This window comes from Nocardia sp. NPDC051900 (assembly GCF_044452545.1).
Lineage (GTDB): Bacteria > Actinomycetota > Actinomycetes > Mycobacteriales > Mycobacteriaceae > Nocardia > Nocardia sichangensis.
Genome location: NZ_JBITBU010000002.1, coordinates 499,664 through 521,527, shown reverse-complemented (window position 1 = coordinate 521,527; position 21,864 = coordinate 499,664). Strand labels below are relative to the sequence as shown.

The following is a 21,864-nucleotide window of genomic DNA, read 5'->3' as shown; positions in this document are numbered from 1 at the left end:
CCTTCTCGTCCAGCTCTCTCTGAACGCCGCACCTCACGTTCCTGCTCGGCCGCCGCCGCGCCTCAGCCGCTGACCAACCGCACTACGTCGCGTGGTCGGCCGTGGCTGTGGTTTCCTACGAGACTCAAATCTTGACGTTGGCCCACTTCGCGAACCGGGCCAGGGAGTCGGTTCCGCGCCGGGTATTGGCGAGCACGCGGACGGTCTCGTGGACTTGGGGGTGGTTACGTGTCAGCGCCGGTGCGATCCGGCGCGCCTGGTCGAGGCCGGCGAGGGCACGCTGCTTGTCGCCGTGAAGCAACCAGGCGCGGGACACGTCGATCCAGTGATGTCCAGCGCGGGATGGCGTCACCGATGCCGGTAGCCGAATCTGCTCGGCGCGTGCGACAGCGGTTGTGCCATCGGACAACTCGACCGGGACGGCGACGGAGTGAATAGCGACGTTCGGCAGATGGAACCCGGTCCCATACTCCTGGTATCGGTCGGAGCTGATCGTCTCGCCGATCCGGCGCGCTTCTCGAAGATGAGTGTCGGCGGTGTCGGCGTCGAGCGCACGGGCGGAAAGTATCGACGCCCGCAGGTGTAGCGCGCCCCGCACCGCAAGTACTTCCGGCGTCGCAGGTAGTTGCTCACTGGCTGCGTGTGCGCGCTCGATGATCCGCAGTCCACCGGCATACGCGCCGGAGTACAGCAGGATCAGCGCGCGATGGTATTCCGCCGCGATCGGCCACGCGGGGTCACCACTGCGTTCGGCGGCCCACACGCATCGTTCGGCGGCCAGTCCGGCGAGGTCGAGGTAGCCGTACCGGTAGGCGATCGATGACGCACTGTTATATGCGTAGGCGAGCGTCGAATAGATCCTCTCCAAACGCCGCCCGGATGCCTCGTCGGCGGCGAGCGCATGCAAACCATGGACTACGTCCGGCAGTTCGGCGGTGTGGTCGCCGTACCGGCCACGCCGTCTGCTCTCCTGTACCCGATGCAGCGCCGTGGTCAGCTCTTCCAGGGTGGTCGGCGCATTCAGTGGTTCGTCATTGAACGCCAGAATTTTTCGGCGCAACTCGCGGATCGTGGCGTGCGTTCCGGCATCGTCGCGCGCCGGGATGTAGGGCTGCCCGGTCAGATCCTCGATGTCGACCCCGAGTGCCCCGGCCACGGCCGCGATGAACGCGGGCGAGGCTGGGCGGGCGCCTCGCTCGACCTTGCGCAACAGCGACAACGACACGTTCGCCTTCTGCGCGAGCTGTTGCTGTGTGAGCCGGGTGAGCTTGCGCGCCCGGGCGGTGCGTTCCCCGATCCCGGCATCGTCCATGCCTCCACGGTGACACACGATGTGCCGCTTCGCATGAGTTCATCGAGGACAAAGTATCTGCAGGCCCCGGCGTCGGGTCGAGTCCTGAATCCCCGGCGCCGCGTGCCAACCAACCACCCACGACGTGCCGAAAGGTCACCGAATGACCGCAGAGCTCGCAACTGTCCTGATCGTCGTAGCCGCTGTCGGCGGACTGCTGATTCTCGTGTTCTGGGTGCTGCCCTGGCTACTCGAGCTCGGCGACGAACCGGACGAATCCGTACCGGCACGAGAGATCTTCGCGCGGCTGGAGGACGAGCGGCGATGACGACTCGGCGTTCCTGGGTGCAGGACTACTGTGAGGACGGCAACCTGCCCGCGGACGAGAAACACGCGCGCGGCCTGATGAAGATCCACCAGAACTGTGAACCGCCATGCCCGCGTAGAGCGTCCGCTGAGCGCTATCTAAGCGAGCGCGGCGTGCGCCGCGCGCCGGACGAATGGCGGAAACCATGAGCGCCGTATTCGGATACCTTCAGCCCGGTTGGAAGAACTCGAGCATTCTCCGGCTGGCGTCCGGCGATGTCAGGAGTTCCTGTATCCGTGCGGACATCCGGGCGGCGGCGCTGGTGCGTTCGAACATCTCGCGTTCGTATTCTTCCACGGCGGAGGGGAAGTCGTCCGGGCGCGCGGCCAGTGCGAGGCCGAGCACGGCGCCGTCGAGCAGCGCCATGTTGGCGCCCTCGCCCACCGGCGGCATCAGGTGCGCGGCGTCGCCGAGCAGCGTGACGTCCGGCCTCGACGGCCAGGTCAGGCCGATCGGGAGACTGGTGATCGACCGCGGTACGACGGTGTCGTCGCAGGCCGCGATCAGCGCGGTGAATCGCGCGTCCCAGCCGGGGAGCAGCTCGATCAGCCGCGCCCGGGCGGCGGCCGGGTCGTCGAACGGGATCCCGCTGGTAGTGAACCAGTCCTCGCCGGTGTTGTAGAAGCTGAGGCCGATGCGAACGCGGCCGTCGCCGTTGCGCTGTGCCGCCAGGGATAGTCCGTTGCCGAGCACCCAGTAGTTGCCGCGGCCGACCATCGCCGCGAGGTCGGGATGGGTGCGGTCGATGTCGGGAATGCCGAGCTCGACGACGTTCTGGCCGATATGCGCCGGGCGGGCGTCGGTGAGGAGTGCGCGGACCCGGGACTGCGCGCCGTCCGCGCCGACGAGCAGGTCATACGTCGCAGTGCTGCCGTCGGCGAAGTGGAGTAGGCCGTTGTCGGCGGATTCGAACGCGTGCCCCCAGCGCACCACGTCTTCGGGAAGGGAATCCAGCAGCAGGTTGCGCAGATCGGCGCGGTCGACCTCGGGTCGATCGAGCGGGGCGTCGTCGGGGGTGTCCTCCTGGAGCAGCAGGGTGCCGTCCGGCTCGAGCAGTCGCATGTCTTGGCCTTCACCACGGGCGATCGAGTGGAACCGGTCGATCAGTCCGGCCTCGCGCAGCGCCCGCTGGCCGGAGTGGATGTCGAGCATGCCGCCCTGGCCGCGAGCCTCGCGGGAGGCTTCGCGTTCGTACACGACGGCCTCGATGCCGTGCACGTGCAGCACCCGGGCAAGGGCCAGGCCGCCGAGTCCGGCTCCGACGATGGTGATGGTCATGATTGCCTCCGATACACCGTATTTTCCAATACACTGTATCGAACCATGCGATGTAGTGTCAGCGGCATGTTGGTGTGGGAGCGACCGGAGCCACCGAATCGACCGGTGCCGGCCCCGTTGAGCCGGGAGCGGATCGTGCGAGCGGCGATCCGGCTCGCCGACGCGGACGGCTTGGCGGCGGTGTCGCTGCGCAAGGTCGCCGCCGCGCTGGACGTCGGGCCGATGCGGCTGTACGGCTACATCGCCACCAAGGACGAATTGCTCGACTTGATGGTCGACGCGGTCTACGCCGAGATCCAGCCGGCCGGAGACGGTTGGCGGGAGGTGCTGAGCTCCCTTGCCGCAACCACCCGGCAAGCAGCTCACCAGCACGAATGGTTCGCCGACCTGCTCGGTGGGCGGCCGCAGCTCGGGCCGCACGCGATGGCCAGAGGGGAGGCCGTGCTGGCGGCACTGGGCGGCGTCGACGTGGACATGGCCATGCCGGTGGTCGCCGCGGTCAACGCGTACGTGATCGGCGCGGTGCGCCGGGAGATCGCCGACCGGCGCGCCGAGCGGGCCACCGGGATGGACGAGCACCAGTGGCAGATCGCCTTCGGCCCTTATCTGGAGCGAGCCTTCGCGACCGGCCGATTCCCCGCGCTGGAGACGGTCGTACGCGACGCCGCCCACCTCGACGCCGACCAAACCTTCCGCATGGGCCTCGACTTCCTGCTCGACGGCATCGAAGCCCGCATCTCGAGTTGACCGAGGACGCCCGGGCCGATTTCATCGCTGCACCCGTTGGCCGATCACGCCGACCTGTCCGCGTCTCGATGGTGGCGCGCCTGCCTTCCCAGCTTTTGCGCCATCGTTAGCCGCTCGGAGCGGCGGTGCTCAGCCGATGGTCGCGTAGGGGCGGTGGACTTTGATGGCGGAGTCCAGGACGCGGGTGACCGCGGAGCGGGGGACGCCGAGTTCGTTCGCGATGGCAGGGGTCGAGCCGCCCTGATCGGCGAGGGTCAGGATCTCTCTGACCTCCTCGATCGGGAGGTCGGACAGGTGGCGGTCGGTGATGGCTCGTGCGATCGCGGAGATTTCGTCGTCGTCGGTGTCGGCTTCCTCCGGCTCGGTGGGGAATTCGTCGTCCTCGTCGTCGTCCTCGAGGATCGGCATCGGTGCGATGGGGAGGGGCGAAAGCTCGGGGGTTTCCTCGAGGGCCAGTTGTTCGCTCTCCGCGTCGGCGGAGTGGTCGTTCTGCTCTGCGGACATCGACTTTCCGCGTTTCGCCGCGCGCGGGGCGGTGGCGTTGGGGTGCACCTGTGCGGCGGTGTCGGCGATTGCGGGGGACTGGGTGTGCATCGGTTCGGTGGAGCCGGGACGCCGGGCGGCGTCGTCTCCTCGATGCACGCGATCGGCCGAGCGTTCGCCTCGACCGGCGGGCGGAAGTGGCGGCGTCGCGCTGTTCGTCTGAGTGGAGGGACGTTCGTCGAACTCGAGTCCGTCCAGCGAAATCTGTTGTGCAGGTTGCGCGGGTTCTGGGCGCGGTTCACCGATATCGGACGCATGCGTTCGCACTCGGCTCGGCGTTCCGTGCTCGAAGTCGGCCGGTGAAGGCTGCGCTGGTTCGGGATCGGCCGACCGGGTCGAACGTCCGTCCGACTGGACCTGCGAGACATGCTGGGCGGCAGATGAATCCGGATGCGTCGGGGAAGTCGTCAACTCGCGGCTGTTGGTGGCAGACGGAACCGGGCTTCCATGGGGAGCGACGGTGTCCGTGTGGTCTTCACTGGCGGGGGCGGTGTGCCGGTCGACCGGAAGCGCGTGCGCGTTGATGCCTGTGGGCGTCCCGGCGGCGTGACCATTGGCGGTTGGAACAGTGTCGTGCCCGTTGACTCGAACGTCTCCGGTCGCCGGGAACTCGGTGGTGTCATCGTCGGTGCCAGGGTGGAAGGGCTTTCCATTGACTCGCGGGTGCCGCTCGGTGCCCTCGGCGGGGGTCGGCACCGTGTGACCGTTGGTGGCCGGGCGCAAGGTATGTCCGTTGATGCGCGGGTGCGCGTTCCCGTTGATAGGTGTCCGGCTGGCCTTGCCGTCGATCGGCAGGACGTGGCCGTTCACGGACAGGTCGCCGCGGGTGTGGCCATTGACGGTGGGTTCGACGGGGTGGCCGTTCGTCGTGTGCGGGAATGCGACACCGTTCATGCCGGTATCGACCGCGTGGCCGTTGGCCGGGCGCTCGGCGGCGGAACCCGAGGTAGTGAAGTTCTCGCCCACTTCGCTGTGCACAGGATTCGCACCCGCGAGTGGGGCACCGTCGACGGGGTGGCCGTTGATCGGCGTATCGACCGCGTGACCGTTGACCGTGCGAGTATCGGCGAGGCCCGAAGTGCTGAAGCCCTCGCGCACTTCGCCGTTGCCAGGGGTCGCCGCGGTGGACGCGACGCGGTCGACAGTGATGGGGTGGCCGTTGATCCGCGATCCGCCCGCGTGACCATTGGTCGCCGACTTTGCGGGATCGACGCGTGCCGGGACAGGCATGGTCGGTGCGGCCGAGTCGAACTCGTCGGGGCGTTCTGCGGGACGAGCGCCCGTCATTTCGGTCGGGACAGCGTGGTGGGTCGAGGCTTCACTCCCGGCGTGATGGAGGTCGGCACCGCCCCGATGACCGGTCTGCGCTCCGTGATTCGCGTCGTGGTGCGCCTCGCGGTAATCGGTCACGCCAGCATAGGTTTCCCAGGGAAATCGGCCGCTGTTCGCCGCTGCGTCGAGCGAGGGGTGACTACTCGCTTCCCCCTGCATGCCCGGGGTGAGTCGCGCATCGAGACGGATCGTTCGCGGGTCGGGATCGATCACCGGCGCGCCGTCGATCAGCACCGCGTACCGCGCGGAAACCCAGGCGTGCAACCAGATGACGACGCCGACCATCACCGGAGCGATCGCGTATTCGGCGGCGCGGCCGAGGTCGCCCGCGGCGAGATGCGGTCCCGTGTTCAGCGCGACGGTCGTGCCGAGTAGCGCCGCCTCGAAGAAGATCACCTTGCCGCGCGCCAGCTCCCGGCCCCATCGCGCCGCGGTCGTCGCCGCCACCATGATGGTGATGATCGGGATCGAGATCATCGCCTCGATGCCGTAGCTCAACCAGTACAACGGATCGGCCATGTCGCCGCTGGGCACCAGATTGTGCTGCACGTTGACACCGGCCCACACCATGCCGAGCACGACGACGGCGATCAAGGCGCGCGACGACCACTCCGCCCGCCGGTAGAGCTGCGCCAGGCGCGCGTCCTGGCTCGACGCCCGACGCCGCGCCGCCAGCGCGCGCCGATGCCAGCGGGCGTCGGCCTCCTCCGAGCGGCGCAACGCCGCGGACGACTTCCGGTCGCGCCGTTCGGTGGCCAGTTCCGCCTCGATGGCCTGTCGCCGCTGCTCGCGGCGGCGCGCGCGAATCCATTCCGCCAGCTCGCGCTCCGCGGCGATCTCGCGTTCGGACAGCACCTCCAGCAGCGCCGGATCGAGCTGCAGGGGCAGTTTGCCGCGCGCGGTCTCGACTTGCTGTGCCAGCGCGGCAATCTCGGAACTATCGTTCGAGGATTCGTCGGGCATCGCGAGCCTTCCCAAGAGCAGGTCTCATGTCGAGTGGTGGTGACATGATCGCTCGAACATATGTGTGATCGGAGTGAGATTAAACCGACCTCCGCCCGTGGTCAATGTGGCGCTCTCCGAGCAGAAGGCGACACGCCGAGTGCGGGAAATTCATGACCTCCCTCGAATATCCGGATGAGCGGCGCATTCGGCGGCGCTCTCTGCGTGTCGAAACTCCGTTCGAATGCACACGTATCCAGTGCACCGTATTTTCCGCCCGGGTTGCTCGGTTTGCGCTCCGCGCCGATCCCGGTCCAGGGCAAGGCGCGTAGATACGGGCCGGCGCGGGCACGCCGCCGAGGCTGCCCGGCGGTGCGGCATCCGGACATCGGCCATGTGGTCGAGCGCGCCTGTCCGGACGGCGATGAATGCCGGGCGGTCAGCGGCGAATCAGGGTTCGGTTCCGCCTGCGGAATTCGATAACCCGTCGTCACAGAGAATCTCGATGACCTCCTGTGCGGCGCGTTCGCCGGACTCGATGGCGCCCTCGATATAACCGGCGTGCTCGCAGGCGGTCTCGGTTCCCGCCCAATGGACGTTGCCCATTCGTTCCGCGGAGGCCGGAAAATATCCCTCGTCGTGTCCGATACTGGGCAGAGCCGAGTAGCCGCCACCGACATGCCGGTCCTGGTGCCACGACTTCTCGTGCCAACTTCGGGGAGCGAGGATCTCGGAGCCGAGGTGCGTAGCGAGTGGTCCCAGCACTGTTGCGCGGCGGGCGTCGGCGGCGAGACTGTCGAGTTCACGGGCCTCGGGGCCGGCGATGAGAATGCATAGGTGGCCGGGGCCGCCGGGGGGTGAGGTATCGAATACCGCCATGCCGGGATCGGTGAGCACCATCAATTCGGCGTGGGTGCGGTCGCGCCAGAACGGACGGTCATAGACCGCGATCGCTTTGTACACCGAGCCCATGTAGGTGTTGTCCTGTAGGCGGGTTCGCGCGGCGGGGAGCGCGGGGTGATGTTCGATGCCCGCTGCCATCGGTGGCGGGACTGTCACGATCACTTTCGTCGCGCGGTATGTCCCAGAGGACGAGTGGATCGTGACACCGGTCTCGTCGCGGTGTAACGCGGTGACGGCGCTGTTCAACACCACTCTGTCATGGAGCGCGGCGGCCAGCCGTTCGATCAGCGTCCCGGCCCCTTCGACGACCAGGCTCTCCTGCGCACCGCCCTTCGTGGAGAGCATCGCCGTGAGCCCGCCCTGGTAACGGATCATCTCGAGGAAGGCGTGCACAGAGTAGCGATCGAGGTCGGCAGTGGTGGACACCGAGACGAGTACTTCCAGCAGCCGACGCCCTCGGCGGCCGGGCACGCGGCGCAGCCACGATCGCACGCTCTGCGTCTTCCATGTCCGGGGTGCGCCGAGTCGAGCGACGACCTCGCATGCCAGCAGGACTGCGCCGGCGATCCTCGAGTTCGCGACGGTCTTGTCACCGTCGACGATCCGAGGCCGTTCGGGCGTGCGCATCGCGAACACGGTCGCACCGAGTTCGGCGGCCAACGTCTCGAAGCGGCGGTGCCCGTGACCGATCCATTGACCGCCGAGGTCGACTCGCGAGCCGAGCGCGGTGGTCTCGGCCATGACCCGCCCGCCCGGCCGCGCGGCGGATTCGAGCACGATGACGTCGATGCCGCGGCAGTGCAGCTCGCGCGCTGCGATGAGCCCGGCCATGCCTGCGCCTATCACGGCGACCGTGACCGCTCGCGGCGAGTCTTGACCGTCGGGCCGGTCGTCGGGTTTCAGCTGGATCATTTCGTCTCACTCCAGAGGGCGAATCGTGGGCCGAGCGAGGAAACACGACCTGCGGCTCGGCGATCCCGGGTGGATGTGCCGGTGCCTGCTTCACGGGTCCGTCGCGACCGAACCGGCCGGGGCTTCTCCTCGCGACCCCAACAAGATAATCGAACTAAGTCGGACAACCGTACGAATTACGTTAAGGCGAAGGCGCTCCATGGCGCAATAGGCAGTCGATCGGCGGGTGGGGAGGGCTACTCGCGGTCGATGTGTGCGGGGCTTCGCCGCCGTGGCGCGCTACGGGCGACCGGTTGCGGGTCGGCGAACAGGACGAGCATGTCCAGTGCCTGGCCGAGGTCTCGCCGAGCTCGACCGGCGTCGGGCTTCGCGACGTACTGCAGGATGAGCCCGTCGATCTGGGCGAGCGCAAGGCGTCCGAGGGTGTCGAAACCGACGGCGCATCGTTCTCCCGCGGCCTGGGCGGCCTGTTCGCAGAACTCGGTGACGACCGAGCTGTAGCGCTCGTATTGCAGCTGGGCCAAGTTGCCCCCGGCCTCGCTGCGCAGGGAGTAGGTCATCAGCTCGTACTGCATGATCTGCAGCCCGATCCGACTGTCGACCAGCTTCTCCCAGAAACTGGTCACGCCGTGACGCAGGGCGTGCTCGACGCCTTTGTCGAGCTCGAGTTCTGCTCGCAACACTGCGGAGATGTCGCGGATGAGCGTGGTGATGACCGAGCGCAGCAGCTGGTCCTTGGTCGGGAACACGTAATGCAGCGTGCCGAGCGGAACGCCGGCCTCGGCGGCGACCGCGCGCAGCGTGGTGGCAGGCACGCCGACGTCGCTGAGCACGGTGATAGCCGCCGCAACGATCTGCTCCTCGCGTTCGGACGCCTTGACGTAAACCACGGGTTCTCCTCGCTCCGCTGGCAGACGAACTTCGAGCAACTGTTGCACACCGCACTGGCGCGACCTATCTTACAGTCGTACAACCGACCGAGTTTTGTGTAAGGAATGGGACATGACCGATGTCGATGTTGTGGTGGTAGGCGCCGGTCTCGCCGGCTTGACCGCGGCCAGGACGCTCAAAGCCGCCGGGCGCAGTGTGCGGGTGCTCGAGGCGCGAGACCGCGTGGCTGGGCGCAATCTCGGGGGCCTGCTGTCGAGCGGGATTCCCGTGGAGCTGGGCGGGCAATGGATCGGCCGCACGCAGACCGAGGTCCTGAAACTGGTCGACGAGTTCGGCCTGAAGACGGTTCCGACCTACGACGACGGTGAGTCGGTGACGCTCTACAACGGCACCGTCACACGCTACGGCGACGTCACCTTCGGCTTGTCCGAGGAGGCCGCCGGGGAAGTGGGCCGCCTGCAGGCCGAACTCGAAGCGATCGCCGAAACCGTTTCGCTGTCCTCGCCCTGGACGTCACCGCGCGCCGCCGAGCTCGATCGCCGGACCGTCGACGAGTGGCTGCGCGCGAACACGGAGAATCCCGAAGCACTGGCGTTCTGGGCCGCGGTCGTGCCCGCGCTCTTCTCCGCTGAGCCCTCGGAGATGTCGCTGCTGCACTTCCTGTTCTATATCAAGTCCGCGGGCATGCTCGACATCCTCGTGGGCGTCACCGGTGGCGCACAAGAGATGCGCGTCGTCGGCGGCACCCATCAGATCTCCGAACGGCTGGCCGCCGAACTCGGCGACGATGTCGTCACGCTCAACGCCCCGGTGCGCTCGATCACCCACGATGAAGAAGGCGTGAGCGTGACCTACGCAGGCGGCACGCTCACCGCCGGGCACGCGATCGTGGCTATCCCGCCCACCTTGGCGGGTCGGCTGCACTACCAGCCGGCCTTACCCGCTGCCCGCGACGGACTCACTCAGCAGATTCCGATGGGGTCGGTCATCAAGGTGCAGGTCGCCTATCCCACGCCGTTCTGGCGGAACTCGGGTCTCAACGGGTTCGCCTTCAGCCTTGATGACGCACTGAGCGTCACCCTCGACAACTCCCCGCCCGACGGAGTGTGCGGCGTGCTGGTCGGCTTCTTCGAAGGCGCTCACGCTCGGAGCGCGGCGCGCTGGAGCCCGGATGAACGCCGGACCGTCGCCGTGGCGACTCTGACCAAGCTGTTCGGTCCGGAGGCCGCGGAACCGATCGACTACGTCGAACAGAATTGGATGGCGGAGGAATACACCCGCGGCTGTTACGGCGGCCGGTTGGGCGCCGGTGTCTGGACACAGTTCGGAGCGGCGCTGTCCGAACCGGTCGGCCGCATCCACTGGGCAGGCGCGGAGACATCCGACGTGTGGAACGGCTACATGGACGGTGCCGTCCGATCCGGCTATCGCGCTGCGGCCGAAGTTCTCGACTGCCTGGGTTTCTGAAGAAGGATTCCTGGCCGAACTCTCGGTCCAGTTTCTCCGGCAGGTGTCAACTGAGCGTGGTGTGCCAGACGATGGCGGCGGCCAGGGCTCCCGCGCCGTTGACCGACCAGTGCAGGGCTATCGGGGCGAGCAGGCTGCCGCTGCGGTGACGCAGCCAGGTGAACACCACGCCCGCCGCGGCCGTCGCGAGAACGGCGAGCAGGATGCCGACGATCTGTCCGGTCACGCCGCCGCCGACGAATGCGCTGAGGCCGCGATTGCCGGAGGTGAGACCGAGGGACGACGCGATGTGCCAGAGGCCGAACAGCAGGGAGCCCGCCGCGAAGACGCCGCGCGCACCGTACGCGCGGTCGAGTGTGCCGTACAGCACGCCACGGAAGGCCAGTTCCTCGGGGATCACGGTCTGCAACGGGATGACGATCATGGAGGCGATCAACGCGCCGGAGATGGTCGCATAGCGATCGGCTAGGAAGAACGGCCGCGTGAGCGGTAGTGCCGCCCCGATCGCGACGACCGCGAGGACCAACGCCACCGCGCCGAGCGCGTAGAGCGAACCGCGCCGCCAGTTCCGGGGCGAAAGGCCCAGTTCCGACCAGCCGAGACCACGCCTGCGGACCAGCCCGAGCAGCACGAGCGCCGAGACCGGCACCGTCACGATGCTCGCCCACGCGGTGGTGAAATGTGCGATGAGATTGGTGCCCACCAGGACGATCACCACCACGGCGACGTCGACGTAGGCGTGCACTTTGTGGCGTGGGCGGGTCGGTGCTGCTAGGTCCGGCTCAGACATCTCGACCGAGTCTACGGAACGAGAACACGTTCGCCGCGGATGCGGGCTTTATTGCCGGATCGATCACTTTTCGCCGCCGTTGGGGTCGAACGGGGTCCCCGCCGTGTGTACGGAAAGCGAGGCGGGTGTCGCGGAACCGTGTGCGAAGGCACGGCGCGGCGCTCGGCCGGGTGATCGTGTCGTGGCGACGCTGCTCGATGCGGGCGCTGACCGCGGTGTCAGCCGGCCCACCCGTGCGGGTCGGTCCAGGCCTGCAGCGTGCGGCTGGTCTCGAAACGGCGCGGCTCGTGGGTGACCGGATCGGTGAACTCGAGTGCGGCGGCCAGCAGTTGCAGCGGCCTGGTGAAGTCGTCGACCGGCTTGTCGGTGAGCACCGGGTAGAAATCGTCGCCGAGGATCGGGACGCCGAGGCTGTTCATGTGCAGGCGCAATTGGTGCGTCCGGCCGGTGTGCGGACGCAGCCGGTAGCGGCCGAGGCCGTCGCGGTGCTCGAGCAGTTCGATCTCGGTTTCCGCGTTGGGTTCGCCCGGGACCTCCTGGGCCGCGAGCACCTGCTTCTCCTTGATGATCCGGCTGCGCACCACGCGGGGCAGCGCGAGGCCGGGATCGAACGGGGCGATCGCCTCGTACTCTTTGCGCACGGTGCGCTTGTGGAACATGGTCTGGTACGCGCCGCGGCGAGCCGGGTTGATCACGAAAAGCACCAGGCCCGCCGTGACGCGGTCGAGCCGATGCGCCGGGACCAGATCGGGGAGGTCCAGCTCTCGGCGCAGCCGCACCAGCGCGGTCTGCAGGATGTGCTGACCGCGCGGGATCGTGGCCAGGAAGTGCGGTTTGTCCACCACCAGCAGGTCGTCGTCGCGATGCACGACGGGGATCTCGAACGGCACCACCGTCTCCTCGGGCAGATCGCGATGGAACCAGACCGCGCCGCCGGGCACGAACGGTGCGTCCGGAGCGATCGGCCCGTCCAGGTCGACGATGCCGCCCGCGTGCAGCAGTTCATCGATGCGCGCCGGGGAGACCCGGGGCAGGCGCTCCACCAGATGGTCCCGGATGGTCGCCCAATGCCCCTGCTCCGGTAGTCGCAACCGGGCCGGGTCCAAGCCGTGCCGTTTCGGCAACGGCGGTTGTTGCCGCCTTCTCATCGATACCGACCCTAATAGGTACAGTCGGACGTAGTCCGTCCTCAGCCCGCGCATGGCCGGAGCGAAGGCGGAGGTACGCCTAATAGGTGCAGTCGGACGCGTAGTCCGTCCTCAGCCCGCGCATGGCCGGAGCGAAGGCGGAGGTACGCCCGACCGCAGGCCTGACGTCCGAGGTGGCGGGCTCAGTGGGCGCGGATCGCGATGCCCGGGTAATCGAGCACCAAGCCCGACTTGTCGTAGTCCAGCGTGCAGGCGAAGTCGAACTCCGGGGCGGAGTACTGGAACCGCGGTCCGTGCGAGCCGTCGGCGACGCGGACGTAGCGCTGCTCCAACCGGGCCACGGCGGCGCCGGAGGCGTACACGTAGGCCGCGGGCGCGTCCGCGCCGTCGCCGATCTCCCGCGCGGACCGGTGCACGGGGAGCGCGTTGGTCAGCGCGGAGGACTCCAGGTCCACGTCCAGACAGCCGTCGAGCAGGGGCGCGGGCATGCCGTCCAGCAGCCAGGACCCCGCGCCGTCGGACTCCAGCACCAGCGTGTTCCAGCCGCCTGGCCTGCGCACGGCCACCTGTGCCCGGCGCGTGTGCCATTCGGTGTCCAGCGCGATCCGGTAGTCCACCACCCAGGCCGCGCCGTCCTCGACCGCTGTCGTGCAGCCGTCGATCAGCACGCCCTGCTCGGTGACCCGGAAATACGCCACCTCGAACCCCTCGCGGGCGGTGCGATGACGCCACGCGGCGGTGGGCGGCGGCGGCGCGAACTGCATCGGGTTCAGAATCCGCGCAGCCGGTCGGGCGTGATGCGCAGCACGACGGAGTACTCGGCGTAGAACTGCTCGTCGGTCAGGCCGATCGAGCGAAGGCCGTCGGCGTACTTCGTGGTGAAGGCGTCGATCTCCGTCGAACCGGGCCGTTGCTCGACCACCCGCGCCGTGCCGGTGAGTACCACCACGTCGCCGCCGGACGCGGTGCTGTTGAGGTTCAGCGCGACCCGGGGATTGCGCTGGATGTTGCGCACCTTCGGTTGGCCGGGCTTGCTGAAGATCAGGAACTCGCCGTCGCGCCACTGGAACCAGACGGGGTTGGGCTGCGGTGTTCCGGTGGGGCCGACGGTGGTCAGCCAGAGGATGGACTCGCGGTTCAGGCGTTCGGCGACTTTGGCGCCGAATTCGGTTTCGGTGTCGACGACAGGGGTGGCGGAACGATCGGATGCCATTGCGGTCATGGCAGGGACAACACCCCGGCCGCCGTGACGATTCCGCGTCGTCGCGGGGGGAGCCACGAGCACGGCGCTCCTGTCACGGCGTGGCCCGTTCGTCCAGCACCATCAGCCGGGCTTCGACCAATGTCCTGCGGGCGCGCCGCCGGACCCGGCATATTTCGACGCTGCAATCCAGGTGCACTTGCATGGCGTGGTGCGCTTGGCCCGCGGTGAGTTCACCGGGATCCCTGGCGCAATTCGACAGAACCGAAAACATCTCCGTGCCATACATATTCGATCCTCCTGCGGGTCCGGTGGTTTCACTCGCATTCGAAGTTAGCGATGCACGCGGGCTATCGGACCAGGATGCGGGTTCGTTCACGGAGGCTTCCCGAGCGCGTCGACAGTTCGAAAACAGCGAGTTCGCAGCGGTTTTCGAACATTGACGAAATGAGTCACGAAAGACAACGGCCGGTAGGCGGGGACCGCCCAGGACGCGTGGTCTCGGCGGCGAAGCGGGCGACCCGTGCCGTGCCGGACGACCGCCTCCGTACTCGCGGGTCGATGGACCGCTCGCGAAGCTCCCACGGCGCCGGGAGGCAAAGATAACTTAGGCTAACCTTTCTTGCTGGGCGCTTCTGTGTGAGGATGAGGCGATTCCGGTGATGGATGCCGCGAGAGACGAGGTCAGATGACGGTAGAGGTCGCGCCGCTGCCTGCGGCGCAGACGGGGAACCGGCCGCCGAGGGCGGTGCTGAAAGAACGCAAGCAGCAGGAGGCCCAGGCGCGCAAGGAGATCCTCGCGCCCGTGCGCGGCCCGTTGACCGTCGCCAGCATCGTCATGGCCGTCGCGTCGGCGTGCGCGGTCGTGCCCTTCGTGCTGATCGTGGCGGCCTGCCGCGAACTGCTCCAGGATCAGGTGGACACCGACCGGGTGTGGCGTCAGCTGACGATCGCGGTGCTGGTCCTGGTGGTCCGCGCGCTGCTCCAGGCCGCGGCGTTGACGTGGACGCACCTGGTCGACGCCGGATATCAGCTCGCCGTGCGCCGGGCGCTGGCGGCCAAGCTGACCCGGGTGCCGCTGGGCTGGTTCGGCGAGCGGACCTCCGGCGAGGTGAAGAAGTATCTCCAGGACGATGTGGAGGCATTGCACTACCTGGTGGCGCACGCCCGCCTGGAGTTCGTCGGCGCCGTCACCGTTCCGCTGATCACGTTCGGCTATCTGCTCACCGTCGAATGGCGGCTGGCCTTGGTGCTGCTGGTGCCGGTCCTGGCGTACGCCGTGCTCTACAGCCGGATGATGGACCGGGACGGACGGGACCGCTTCGTGGTCTACACCCGCTCCGAGCAGGCCACCAAGCAAGCCGCCATCGAGTTCGTCGACGGCATTCAGGTGGTGCGCGCGTTCGGTCAGGCGGGCAAGGCGCACAGTGTCTTCCAGGACGCCGTCGAGCACCAAGCCCGCAGCGTAGACCGGCTGAAGACGCCGATCATCAAGGTGCAGGCGGCCTCCGACATCGTCGTCACCCCGGTGTTCGTGATGCTGGTCGTGGTCGTCGCGGGACTGGCCGCGGTGGGCCTGGACTGGGTGGAGCCGCTGGACGTGCTGCCGTTCCTGCTGGTCGGCCTCGGCCTGGGCAGTTCATTGCTGAGTCTCGGCTATGGCGCGCAGGCGCTGCGGGCCGCCGCGGTGGCGGCGCAACGCCTGCACGACCTGCAACGGACTCCCGAATTGAGTGGCGGTGCGCCGACCTCCGCCGCGCCGGAAGCCGAATCCGCGCCCGCCGGTCTGGTCCGGTTCGAAGGTGTCGACTTCGGCTATCGTTCCGGCCACGACGTGTTGCGAGGTATCGATCTCGAGCTTGCCCCCGGCACGATCACGGCACTGGTCGGCCCGAGCGGATCGGGCAAATCGACACTGGCCAAATTGCTGCCGCGGTTCTACGACGTGGGTTCGGGCCGGATCACCATCGGCGGCCGCGACATCCGTGACTTTCCGAGCGACGAGCTCTACCGCACCGTCGGGTTCGTCTTCCAGGATGTGCGGCTGATCCGCGGCAGTATCAGGGAGAACCTGCGCCTGGCCCGTCCCGACGCCGACGACGCCGCGGTGGAGCGGGCCGCCCGCGCCGCGCAGATCCACGATCGCATCATGGCGCTGCCGCGTGGTTACGACTCGGAGCTCGGTATCGACGCGACGCTCTCCGGCGGCGAGGCGCAACGGCTCTCGATAGCGCGCGCCCTGCTCGCGGACACCCCGGTCCTCGTGCTCGACGAAGCGACTGCCTTCGCGGACCCGGAATCCGAAGCGGCCGTGCAGGACGCGCTGGCCGTACTGGTCGCGGGGCGCACGGTCCTGGTCATCGCACACCGGTTGCACACCATCACCTCGGTGGATCGAATCCTGGTGCTCGAGCGGGGACGACTGGTCGAGCAGGGCGATCACGCGAGTCTCGTCACCGCGGGCGGCGCCTACCAGCGGCTATGGGAGATCAACGAGGCGGCGCTCGGCGATCTGGCGCTCGTCGACAGTGTGGAGGGTGTCCGATGATTCGCAAGGTGCTGGAGCTGGTTCCGGGCGAATTCGCCCATCTGACACCGAAGCTGTTCGCCGCCATAGTCGCGCAGACCCTCAGCCAGGCCGTGGCGTACCTGCTGCTGGTGCCGGTGCTGACGGCGCTTTTCGACGACGACCTCGGCCGCGCGTGGCTCTGGGCGCTCGGCATGTTCGCCGCCGTCGCGGGCGTGGTGGTTTTCGGCTACCTGCAGGCGGCGATCGGCCTGCGCGTCGGCATCGGCATGCAGCGTGGATTGCAGACCCGGCTCGGCGACCACCTGAACGCACTGCCGCTCGGCTGGTTCGAGACCCATGACGCCGGGCCGCTCGGGCGGGTCATGGTCGACAACGTGCGGGAGCTGCAAGGCTTGGTCGCCTATCTGCTGGCCAGGATCTTCAGCGGCGTCATCGTGCCGCTCGCGGTCGCGGTCGGCATGCTGGCGGTCGACTGGCGTATCGCGCTGGCGATGCTGCTCGCCGCGCCAGTGCTCTACCTGGTGAACCGGCTGGCCGATCGCGCGTACACCAGCGCGGACCAGCGGATGCACGCGGCGGCGGCCGAAGCCGATTCGCGCGTCATCGAATTCGCCCAGGCGCAGCCGGTGCTGCGGGCGTTCGGCGCGGTGGGATCGGGCAACCGCGCGCTCGACGCGGCGTTGGCCGGGCAGCGCTCGGCCGGATCGCGCATGGTGTTCGCCAGCGTGCCGGGCCTGATCCTGTTCGCGCTGTTCGTGCAGGCCGTGTTCCTGGTTCTGGTGTACGTCGCGGTGGCGCGGGTGACCGACGGCGCCATCTCGGCCGCCGCCGCGATCGCGCTGATCGCGGTGAGCTCGCGGTTCATCGAACCGCTCAACCAAGCCGCGCAGCTGGGCACCGCGCTGCGTTCGGCGGGTGCGGCCGCGGACCGGATCAGCGAGCTGCTCGACGAACCGGTGCTCCCGGAGGCGGAAACGGCCGTCACCCCGCAAGCGCCGTCGGTGGTCTTCGACGACGTGAGTTTCGGATACCGTCCCGGTGAGCCGGTGCTGTCGGGCGTGACGTTCAGCGTGCCCGCGGGCACCACGACGGCCATCGTCGGGCCCAGCGGTGCGGGTAAGACGACATTGCTGCGGCTGGCCGCGCGGTTCTACGACGCGGATTCGGGCCGGGTCGTGGTGGGCGGGCACGACGTGCGCGATCAGCCGTCGGCGACGCTGCTGAGTCAGTTGTCGCTGGTGTTCCAGAACGTCTACCTGTTCGACCAGTCGGTCGCGGACAACATCCGGATCGGCAGGCCGGATGCCGGTGACGACGAGGTGCGTCGCGCGGCGGCCGCGGCGCGCGTCGACGAGATCGTCGACCGGCTCCCGGACGGTTTCGACACTCGGGTCGGTGAGGGGGGCGCGGCGCTGTCCGGCGGTGAGCGGCAGCGCGTCTCGATCGCCAGGGCATTGCTGAAGGACGCGCCGATCGTGCTGCTCGACGAGGTGACCAGCGCGCTCGATCCGCACAGTGAAGCGGTCGTGGTGCGCGGGATGCACGAGATCACCAAGGACAAGACGGTGATCGTGGTCGCGCACCGGCTGGCCACCATCGCCCACGCCGATCAGATCCTGTTCGTGGACGGCGGGCGGATCGTGGAGCGCGGCACGCACGCCGAACTGCTCGCGCTGAACGGCCGATACGCCGCGTTCTGGAACGAGCGATCTCGCGCGTCGGGCTGGCATCTGGAGCCGGTCGCCATCTAGCGGCTCGCACGTCGAGCCGGTCACCGTGGACGCCGAGAACAACCGGCGCCCACGGTGATCCGTTCGCGCGAGTGGTTCGGCCAGGCGCGGGCGATGACCTCGGTCCCGCCGGGCGGGAGCCGACGAATCGGCTGTGGTCGCCGTTTTCGATCGGGACGTTGTCGATACCGGAAACGCCGCACCGCGCGAATACGGGTGCGGCGTGGAGCAGGGAAAGATCTACTTCCAGTAGGCCTGCGATTTGATCGCGGTCTTGGGCAGGTTGTGAATCGCCTTGAAGCTCTTCACGACCGAGCGGGTGGTGTGCCCATCGCAGGCGACCCAGGCGAAGGCGTCGGCCGGGCAGGTGAGTTCTTGGGCCGCTTCCCGCAGCAATCTGCCGTCATCGATCCGCTGCACCCAGGTCACTTGGTGGTGCGGTTTGTTGCGCAGCGGAATCGTGGTGTCGGACTCGTACTGCCATTCCAGCCAGACCCGGGCCGGGGTGTCGCCGATGGCGTCGAACAGCGAGTTGATCGCGGGCAGTGAGGCGGTGTCGCCGAAGATGAGGTATTCGCCGGGCGCGGATTCCGGCAGCTGGAAGTTCGAGCCGAGCACCGACGCGTCGAGTTCGTCACCGACCGAGGCGTTCTGCGCCCATCGGGCGGCGGGCCCGTCGTGGAGCGCGAACTCGATCGAGAAACGGTCGCCGTCCGGGTCGGGGTCGACCAGGGTGTAGCCGCGCTGTTGCAGCTTGCCGCTGTCGCCGTCAGGGAACCAGCCACGGATCCACTGCGTGGGGTGTACGGGATGATCGGCGAGCAGACCGCCCGCGGAGAAGCCGAGTCGCACGTATTTGTCCGTGACGTATTCGGTCGAGGTGACGGTCAGCCGGTAGTCGTTGCCGCCCCACGCCTTGACCATCAGACCGTTCAAACCTTTGCCCATGAACTAAGGTTAGCCTAACGAAAGTCGAATGTCGCGCGGTGCGTACGCACCACGCGACATTCGACGGCGACCGTGTCCGAGAGGGTCAGGGCGCGAGGGGTTTCGGGTCAGCAGGACAGCGCGAGCGCCGAAGCGAGACTGCACTCCGCCTGGCGCGTCAGCTTCCAGGTGCCGTCGATCTGCTTCCAGGAGACGTCGTAGGTGAAGTCCGGGTAGCCCTCGGTGGTGATCAGGAGCTGGGCGTCGACCCGGTCGCCTGACGTGGACGGGTTGATCACGTTGTAGCGCAGGCTCGGCGGGGAGACCGCGAGCAGGCCAGCGATCTTGTCCATCGTCGCGACGCCCGCGTCGCCCGACTCCAGTTCGGCCGCTCGCGTGCTGCGCGCTGCGCCGGTGTTGATCGCCACGCGAAGTTTGGCGGTCAGCTCACCGGCGCCCGGGGCCTGGGCGTGCAAGGGCGCGACCAAGGGCGCCGCGACGGCGGGCGTGACCGTCCCGACCATGCCGGCGAATGCGGCGCTGACCACGACCGCCGTAGCGGCGAGTCGGGCGAGTGTCTTGTTCGGGGTCTTGGTCATTCGTTCATCCAATCTTTTGAGGGTGTGAGTGTCACCGCTCTAGTCGGGTACGAGTGTGCAATATAAGGTAAGCCTATGCAAACATGATCCGCACGGGTTCTGGTTGTCGGCGCGGCGGCAGGCCCGCGCACCCGGCGAGAGCCGCGGGATGTCGGAGAGAGTGGAGAACCGGTGGAAACGCTTCTGGTCATCGGAGCTGGTCCGAAAGCCCTTGCGGTGGCGACGAAAGCGCATGTGCTGCGCACGCTCGACCTTCCTGCGCCCCGGGTGATCGTCGTCGAGGCGCACGCGGTCGGCGGCAATTGGCTGCCGAGTGGCGGTTGGACCGACGGCAGGCATCGATTGGGCACCAGCCCGGAGAAGGACGTGGGCTTCCCTTACCACTCGACCTGGGCGCGCGGGCGCAATCAGGAAATCAACGCGGCCATGATGGCCTACAGCTGGACGTCCTTCCTGATCGAGCAGGGCACCTATGCGGAGTGGATCGATCGGGGCCGTCCGAACCCGGCCCATCACGTCTGGGCCAAGTACCTGCAGTGGGTGGCTCGCCGGATCGATCTCGAACTGGTCTCCGGCACAGTGCGTTCCATCGGCGCGACCGCCGACGGCTGGCGCGTCACCGCGACCGATCCCGACGGTGGTGCGATCCGGTTGGACGCGGCCGGGCTGATGATCACCGGCCCCGGTGCGAGCACCAAGGCGCTCGCCGACCATCCGCGCGTGCTGAGTATCGCTCAATTCTGGGATCTGGCCGGGCGGCGCAGTCTGCCGGTCTCCTCCCGGGTCGCCGTGATCGGCGGCGGTGAGACCGCGGGCTCGGCCTTGGACGAGCTGGTGCGCCACGGCATGTTGTCCATTTCGGTGATCTCGCCGATGGCCACGATCTACACCCGCGGCGAAAGTTATTTCGAGAACTCGCTGTTCAGCGACCCGGTCAAGTGGGCGGGACTCACCGTCCAGGAGCGGCGTGACGTCATCCGCCGAACCGACCGCGGCGTCTTCTCGGTGCGGGTGCAGGAGAGCCTGCTCGGCGACAGCCGGGTGCATCACCTGCAGGGCCGTGCCGTCCGGGTGGTCGATCAAGGCGACGGCGTGGCGCTGACTTTGCGCAACGAGCGGCGCGCGGACCAATCGCACACTTTCGACCTGGTCATCGACGCCACCGGCGGACAGCCGCTGTGGTTCCTGGACCTCTTCGATCAGGACGCGGCCGACCTGCTGGAACTGGCGGTCGGCGGCAGGCCGTCCCAGGAGCGGATCGAAGTGTCGATCGGCTATGACCTCGCGGTCTCGGGGATGGAGACCAAGCTGTATCTGCCCAATCTCGCCGCGGTCGCGCAGGGGCCTGGTTTTCCGAATCTCAGTTGCCTCGGGGAGCTTTCCGATCGGGTACTGCAACCGGCGACGCGACGGTCCGGTGTGCCGTTGACGGGCGCCGTCGCGCGGGCTTTCGGGTGAGCGCCCCCGCCCTCGCGGTCGCGGCCGGGGGCGCGGACCGCTCCTCAGCGCCGCGCCGTCGGGACGTCCGCGGGCGTGCGCGGCAGGTAGTAGAGCGTGATCCGGCGATCCGGCCGGATGTCGAAGTCGCCGAGACTGGGCACGCCGAACCGCTCGGTCATGCGCCGCACCGCGACATTGCGGTGATCCGGTTCGATCAGGATGCGACGGCAGTTCGGTTCCGCCGCGAAGATTCCGGGCAGCAGGCCGCGGACGAAGGCGAACATGATGCCGCGCCCGATCACCTCCGGGTCGGCGGTGGCGAGGTGGAAGGCCACGTCATAGGGGTCGGCGTGGTAGATCCGGGCGATCTCGTCTTTGGCGGGGCGATACAACTCCAGGTAGGCGATGTCGCGACGGCCCAGTTCCGGCCGGTCGGTGCCGGTGAAGTCGTACCCGACGATGTATGGGCGGGAATAGCTTCCGTCCAGCTGCGCGCGCAGATTCTGCCTGCGCAGTTCGACGGGCCACGGCTGTTCCCACGTCTCGATCAGATGCGGCCGGTTCATCCACTCGGTGAGCAGCTCCGCGTCCGCACCGTCCGCGTCGGCCGTCCGGATGTCGAACGGGGCGGGCAGAGCCGGTTGCGGCGGAGCGGGCACGGCCCGCAGTTCGTCGGGGATATCGGTCAGCTCGCGCGCGATGACATGAGGCGTCTGGGTGGGGTTCATCGGTCGTCGAGCTCCGTTCGGTAGTGGCTCCGCTGGATGAATGTAAGGTTACCCTATGCTAACCTCGCGTGGTCGGCGAGGCCCGGCCGTTCGGAAAG

At 68.1% G+C, this 21,864-nt stretch carries 19 protein-coding genes; 6 read left to right on the top strand and 13 right to left on the bottom strand.

All coding sequences use genetic code 11. The features are described 5' to 3' along the window. Positions 1 to 124 precede the first annotated feature (124 nt). Positions 125 to 1,312 (bottom strand): helix-turn-helix domain-containing protein, encoded by a 1,188-nt coding sequence (locus tag ACIA5H_RS04780; RefSeq protein WP_379251939.1) that lies wholly within the window; start codon positions 1,310 to 1,312, stop codon positions 125 to 127. A gap of 142 nt (positions 1,313 to 1,454) precedes the next feature. Between ACIA5H_RS04780 and ACIA5H_RS04775 the strand changes: the two genes are divergently transcribed. Then, positions 1,455 to 1,619 carry a hypothetical protein gene (locus tag ACIA5H_RS04775; RefSeq protein WP_379251940.1) on the top strand — a complete coding sequence of 55 codons (165 nt, stop codon included), beginning with the start codon at positions 1,455 to 1,457 and terminating at the stop codon, positions 1,617 to 1,619. 207 nt (positions 1,620 to 1,826) lie between these two features. Here ACIA5H_RS04775 and ACIA5H_RS04770 read toward each other — a convergent pair whose 3' ends face one another. Beyond that, positions 1,827 to 2,936: an FAD-dependent oxidoreductase gene (locus ACIA5H_RS04770; protein WP_397073946.1), complete on the bottom strand. Its 1,110-nt coding sequence runs from the start codon at positions 2,934 to 2,936 to the stop codon at positions 1,827 to 1,829. A gap of 105 nt (positions 2,937 to 3,041) precedes the next feature. Here ACIA5H_RS04770 and ACIA5H_RS04765 point away from each other — a divergent pair, with 105 nt between their 5' ends. After that, entirely contained in the window at positions 3,042 to 3,683 is a 642-nt protein-coding gene (locus ACIA5H_RS04765) for a TetR/AcrR family transcriptional regulator (RefSeq protein ID WP_379251942.1), read from the top strand. A gap of 129 nt (positions 3,684 to 3,812) precedes the next feature. On the opposite strand, the gene ACIA5H_RS04760 is transcribed toward ACIA5H_RS04765, so the two are convergent. The 3 genes from ACIA5H_RS04760 to ACIA5H_RS04750 form a co-directional block, all read right to left on the bottom strand. Continuing rightward, on the bottom strand, positions 3,813 to 6,521 hold the full coding sequence (locus ACIA5H_RS04760; protein ID WP_397073943.1) for a hypothetical protein: 2,709 nt from the start codon (positions 6,519 to 6,521) through the stop codon (positions 3,813 to 3,815). A gap of 429 nt (positions 6,522 to 6,950) precedes the next feature. Then, positions 6,951 to 8,315, bottom strand: a complete 1,365-nt coding sequence (locus ACIA5H_RS04755; RefSeq protein ID WP_397073941.1) for a flavin monoamine oxidase family protein — start codon at positions 8,313 to 8,315, stop codon at positions 6,951 to 6,953. Positions 8,316 to 8,551: 236 nt separating this feature from the next. Next, positions 8,552 to 9,205: a TetR/AcrR family transcriptional regulator gene (locus ACIA5H_RS04750; protein ID WP_379251945.1), complete on the bottom strand. Its 654-nt coding sequence runs from the start codon at positions 9,203 to 9,205 to the stop codon at positions 8,552 to 8,554. A gap of 112 nt (positions 9,206 to 9,317) precedes the next feature. Here ACIA5H_RS04750 and ACIA5H_RS04745 point away from each other — a divergent pair, with 112 nt between their 5' ends. Continuing rightward, a complete protein-coding gene (locus ACIA5H_RS04745; protein ID WP_397073938.1) occupies positions 9,318 to 10,673 on the top strand; it encodes a flavin monoamine oxidase family protein in 1,356 nt (451 codons plus the stop codon). Positions 10,674 to 10,719: 46 nt separating this feature from the next. Here ACIA5H_RS04745 and ACIA5H_RS04740 read toward each other — a convergent pair whose 3' ends face one another. From ACIA5H_RS04740 to ACIA5H_RS04720, 5 genes are all read right to left on the bottom strand, one after another. Further along, complete coding sequence (locus tag ACIA5H_RS04740; protein ID WP_397073935.1) at positions 10,720 to 11,463, bottom strand: lysostaphin resistance A-like protein; 744 nt, start codon at positions 11,461 to 11,463, stop codon at positions 10,720 to 10,722. 218 nt (positions 11,464 to 11,681) lie between these two features. Then, positions 11,682 to 12,611 carry an RluA family pseudouridine synthase gene (locus tag ACIA5H_RS04735; RefSeq protein ID WP_397073933.1) on the bottom strand — a complete coding sequence of 310 codons (930 nt, stop codon included), beginning with the start codon at positions 12,609 to 12,611 and terminating at the stop codon, positions 11,682 to 11,684. Between the two features lie 182 nt (positions 12,612 to 12,793). After that, positions 12,794 to 13,375, bottom strand: coding sequence for a putative glycolipid-binding domain-containing protein (locus tag ACIA5H_RS04730; RefSeq protein WP_397073931.1), 582 nt, complete (start codon positions 13,373 to 13,375; stop codon positions 12,794 to 12,796). A 5-nt stretch (positions 13,376 to 13,380) separates the two neighbouring features. Next, positions 13,381 to 13,824 carry a TIGR03667 family PPOX class F420-dependent oxidoreductase gene (locus ACIA5H_RS04725; RefSeq protein WP_397073928.1) on the bottom strand — a complete coding sequence of 148 codons (444 nt, stop codon included), beginning with the start codon at positions 13,822 to 13,824 and terminating at the stop codon, positions 13,381 to 13,383. Positions 13,825 to 13,906: 82 nt separating this feature from the next. Next, positions 13,907 to 14,086 carry a hypothetical protein gene (locus tag ACIA5H_RS04720; RefSeq protein WP_355076057.1) on the bottom strand — a complete coding sequence of 60 codons (180 nt, stop codon included), beginning with the start codon at positions 14,084 to 14,086 and terminating at the stop codon, positions 13,907 to 13,909. A 414-nt stretch (positions 14,087 to 14,500) separates the two neighbouring features. On the opposite strand from ACIA5H_RS04720, the gene ACIA5H_RS04715 reads away from it, so the two are divergent. Together ACIA5H_RS04715 and ACIA5H_RS04710 are read left to right on the top strand one after the other, a co-directional pair. After that, entirely contained in the window at positions 14,501 to 16,360 is a 1,860-nt protein-coding gene (locus ACIA5H_RS04715; protein ID WP_379251950.1) for an ABC transporter ATP-binding protein, read from the top strand. After that, complete coding sequence (locus ACIA5H_RS04710; protein ID WP_397073925.1) at positions 16,357 to 18,093, top strand: ABC transporter ATP-binding protein; 1,737 nt, start codon at positions 16,357 to 16,359, stop codon at positions 18,091 to 18,093. The genes ACIA5H_RS04715 and ACIA5H_RS04710 overlap by 4 nt, the downstream gene beginning before the upstream one ends. 219 nt (positions 18,094 to 18,312) lie before the next feature. Here ACIA5H_RS04710 and ACIA5H_RS04705 read toward each other — a convergent pair whose 3' ends face one another. Together ACIA5H_RS04705 and ACIA5H_RS04700 are read right to left on the bottom strand one after the other, a co-directional pair. Then, positions 18,313 to 19,020 (bottom strand): siderophore-interacting protein, encoded by a 708-nt coding sequence (locus ACIA5H_RS04705; RefSeq protein ID WP_379251952.1) that lies wholly within the window; start codon positions 19,018 to 19,020, stop codon positions 18,313 to 18,315. Positions 19,021 to 19,127: 107 nt separating this feature from the next. Further along, positions 19,128 to 19,598: a hypothetical protein gene (locus tag ACIA5H_RS04700; protein WP_397073923.1), complete on the bottom strand. Its 471-nt coding sequence runs from the start codon at positions 19,596 to 19,598 to the stop codon at positions 19,128 to 19,130. A gap of 171 nt (positions 19,599 to 19,769) precedes the next feature. Here ACIA5H_RS04700 and ACIA5H_RS04695 point away from each other — a divergent pair, with 171 nt between their 5' ends. Next, complete coding sequence (locus ACIA5H_RS04695; RefSeq protein WP_397073921.1) at positions 19,770 to 21,056, top strand: SidA/IucD/PvdA family monooxygenase; 1,287 nt, start codon at positions 19,770 to 19,772, stop codon at positions 21,054 to 21,056. 44 nt (positions 21,057 to 21,100) lie between these two features. On the opposite strand, the gene ACIA5H_RS04690 is transcribed toward ACIA5H_RS04695, so the two are convergent. Beyond that, a complete protein-coding gene (locus ACIA5H_RS04690) occupies positions 21,101 to 21,766 on the bottom strand; it encodes a GNAT family N-acetyltransferase (RefSeq protein WP_379251955.1) in 666 nt (221 codons plus the stop codon). Positions 21,767 to 21,864: the final 98 nt, after the last annotated feature.

Bases quoted from the DNA above. Each gene is read 5' to 3' on its own strand.
- ACIA5H_RS04780 (WP_379251939.1), bottom strand. From the start codon at position 1,312: ATGGACGATGCCGGGATCGGGGAACGCACCGCCCGGGCGCGCAAGCTC.
- ACIA5H_RS04700 (WP_397073923.1), bottom strand. From the start codon at position 19,598: ATGACCAAGACCCCGAACAAGACACTCGCCCGACTCGCCGCTACGGCG.
- ACIA5H_RS04710 (WP_397073925.1), top strand. From the start codon at position 16,357: ATGATTCGCAAGGTGCTGGAGCTGGTTCCGGGCGAATTCGCCCATCTG.
- ACIA5H_RS04720 (WP_355076057.1), bottom strand. From the start codon at position 14,086: ATGTTTTCGGTTCTGTCGAATTGCGCCAGGGATCCCGGTGAACTCACC.
- ACIA5H_RS04740 (WP_397073935.1), bottom strand. From the start codon at position 11,463: ATGTCTGAGCCGGACCTAGCAGCACCGACCCGCCCACGCCACAAAGTG.
- ACIA5H_RS04705 (WP_379251952.1), bottom strand. From the start codon at position 19,020: ATGGGCAAAGGTTTGAACGGTCTGATGGTCAAGGCGTGGGGCGGCAAC.
- ACIA5H_RS04730 (WP_397073931.1), bottom strand. From the start codon at position 13,375: ATGCAGTTCGCGCCGCCGCCGCCCACCGCCGCGTGGCGTCATCGCACC.
- ACIA5H_RS04735 (WP_397073933.1), bottom strand. From the start codon at position 12,611: ATGAGAAGGCGGCAACAACCGCCGTTGCCGAAACGGCACGGCTTGGAC.
- ACIA5H_RS04725 (WP_397073928.1), bottom strand. From the start codon at position 13,824: ATGGCATCCGATCGTTCCGCCACCCCTGTCGTCGACACCGAAACCGAA.
- ACIA5H_RS04775 (WP_379251940.1), top strand. From the start codon at position 1,455: ATGACCGCAGAGCTCGCAACTGTCCTGATCGTCGTAGCCGCTGTCGGC.
- ACIA5H_RS04715 (WP_379251950.1), top strand. From the start codon at position 14,501: ATGACGGTAGAGGTCGCGCCGCTGCCTGCGGCGCAGACGGGGAACCGG.
- ACIA5H_RS04690 (WP_379251955.1), bottom strand. From the start codon at position 21,766: ATGAACCCCACCCAGACGCCTCATGTCATCGCGCGCGAGCTGACCGAT.
- ACIA5H_RS04745 (WP_397073938.1), top strand. From the start codon at position 9,318: ATGACCGATGTCGATGTTGTGGTGGTAGGCGCCGGTCTCGCCGGCTTG.
- ACIA5H_RS04755 (WP_397073941.1), bottom strand. From the start codon at position 8,315: ATGATCCAGCTGAAACCCGACGACCGGCCCGACGGTCAAGACTCGCCG.
- ACIA5H_RS04760 (WP_397073943.1), bottom strand. From the start codon at position 6,521: ATGCCCGACGAATCCTCGAACGATAGTTCCGAGATTGCCGCGCTGGCA.
- ACIA5H_RS04770 (WP_397073946.1), bottom strand. From the start codon at position 2,936: ATGACCATCACCATCGTCGGAGCCGGACTCGGCGGCCTGGCCCTTGCC.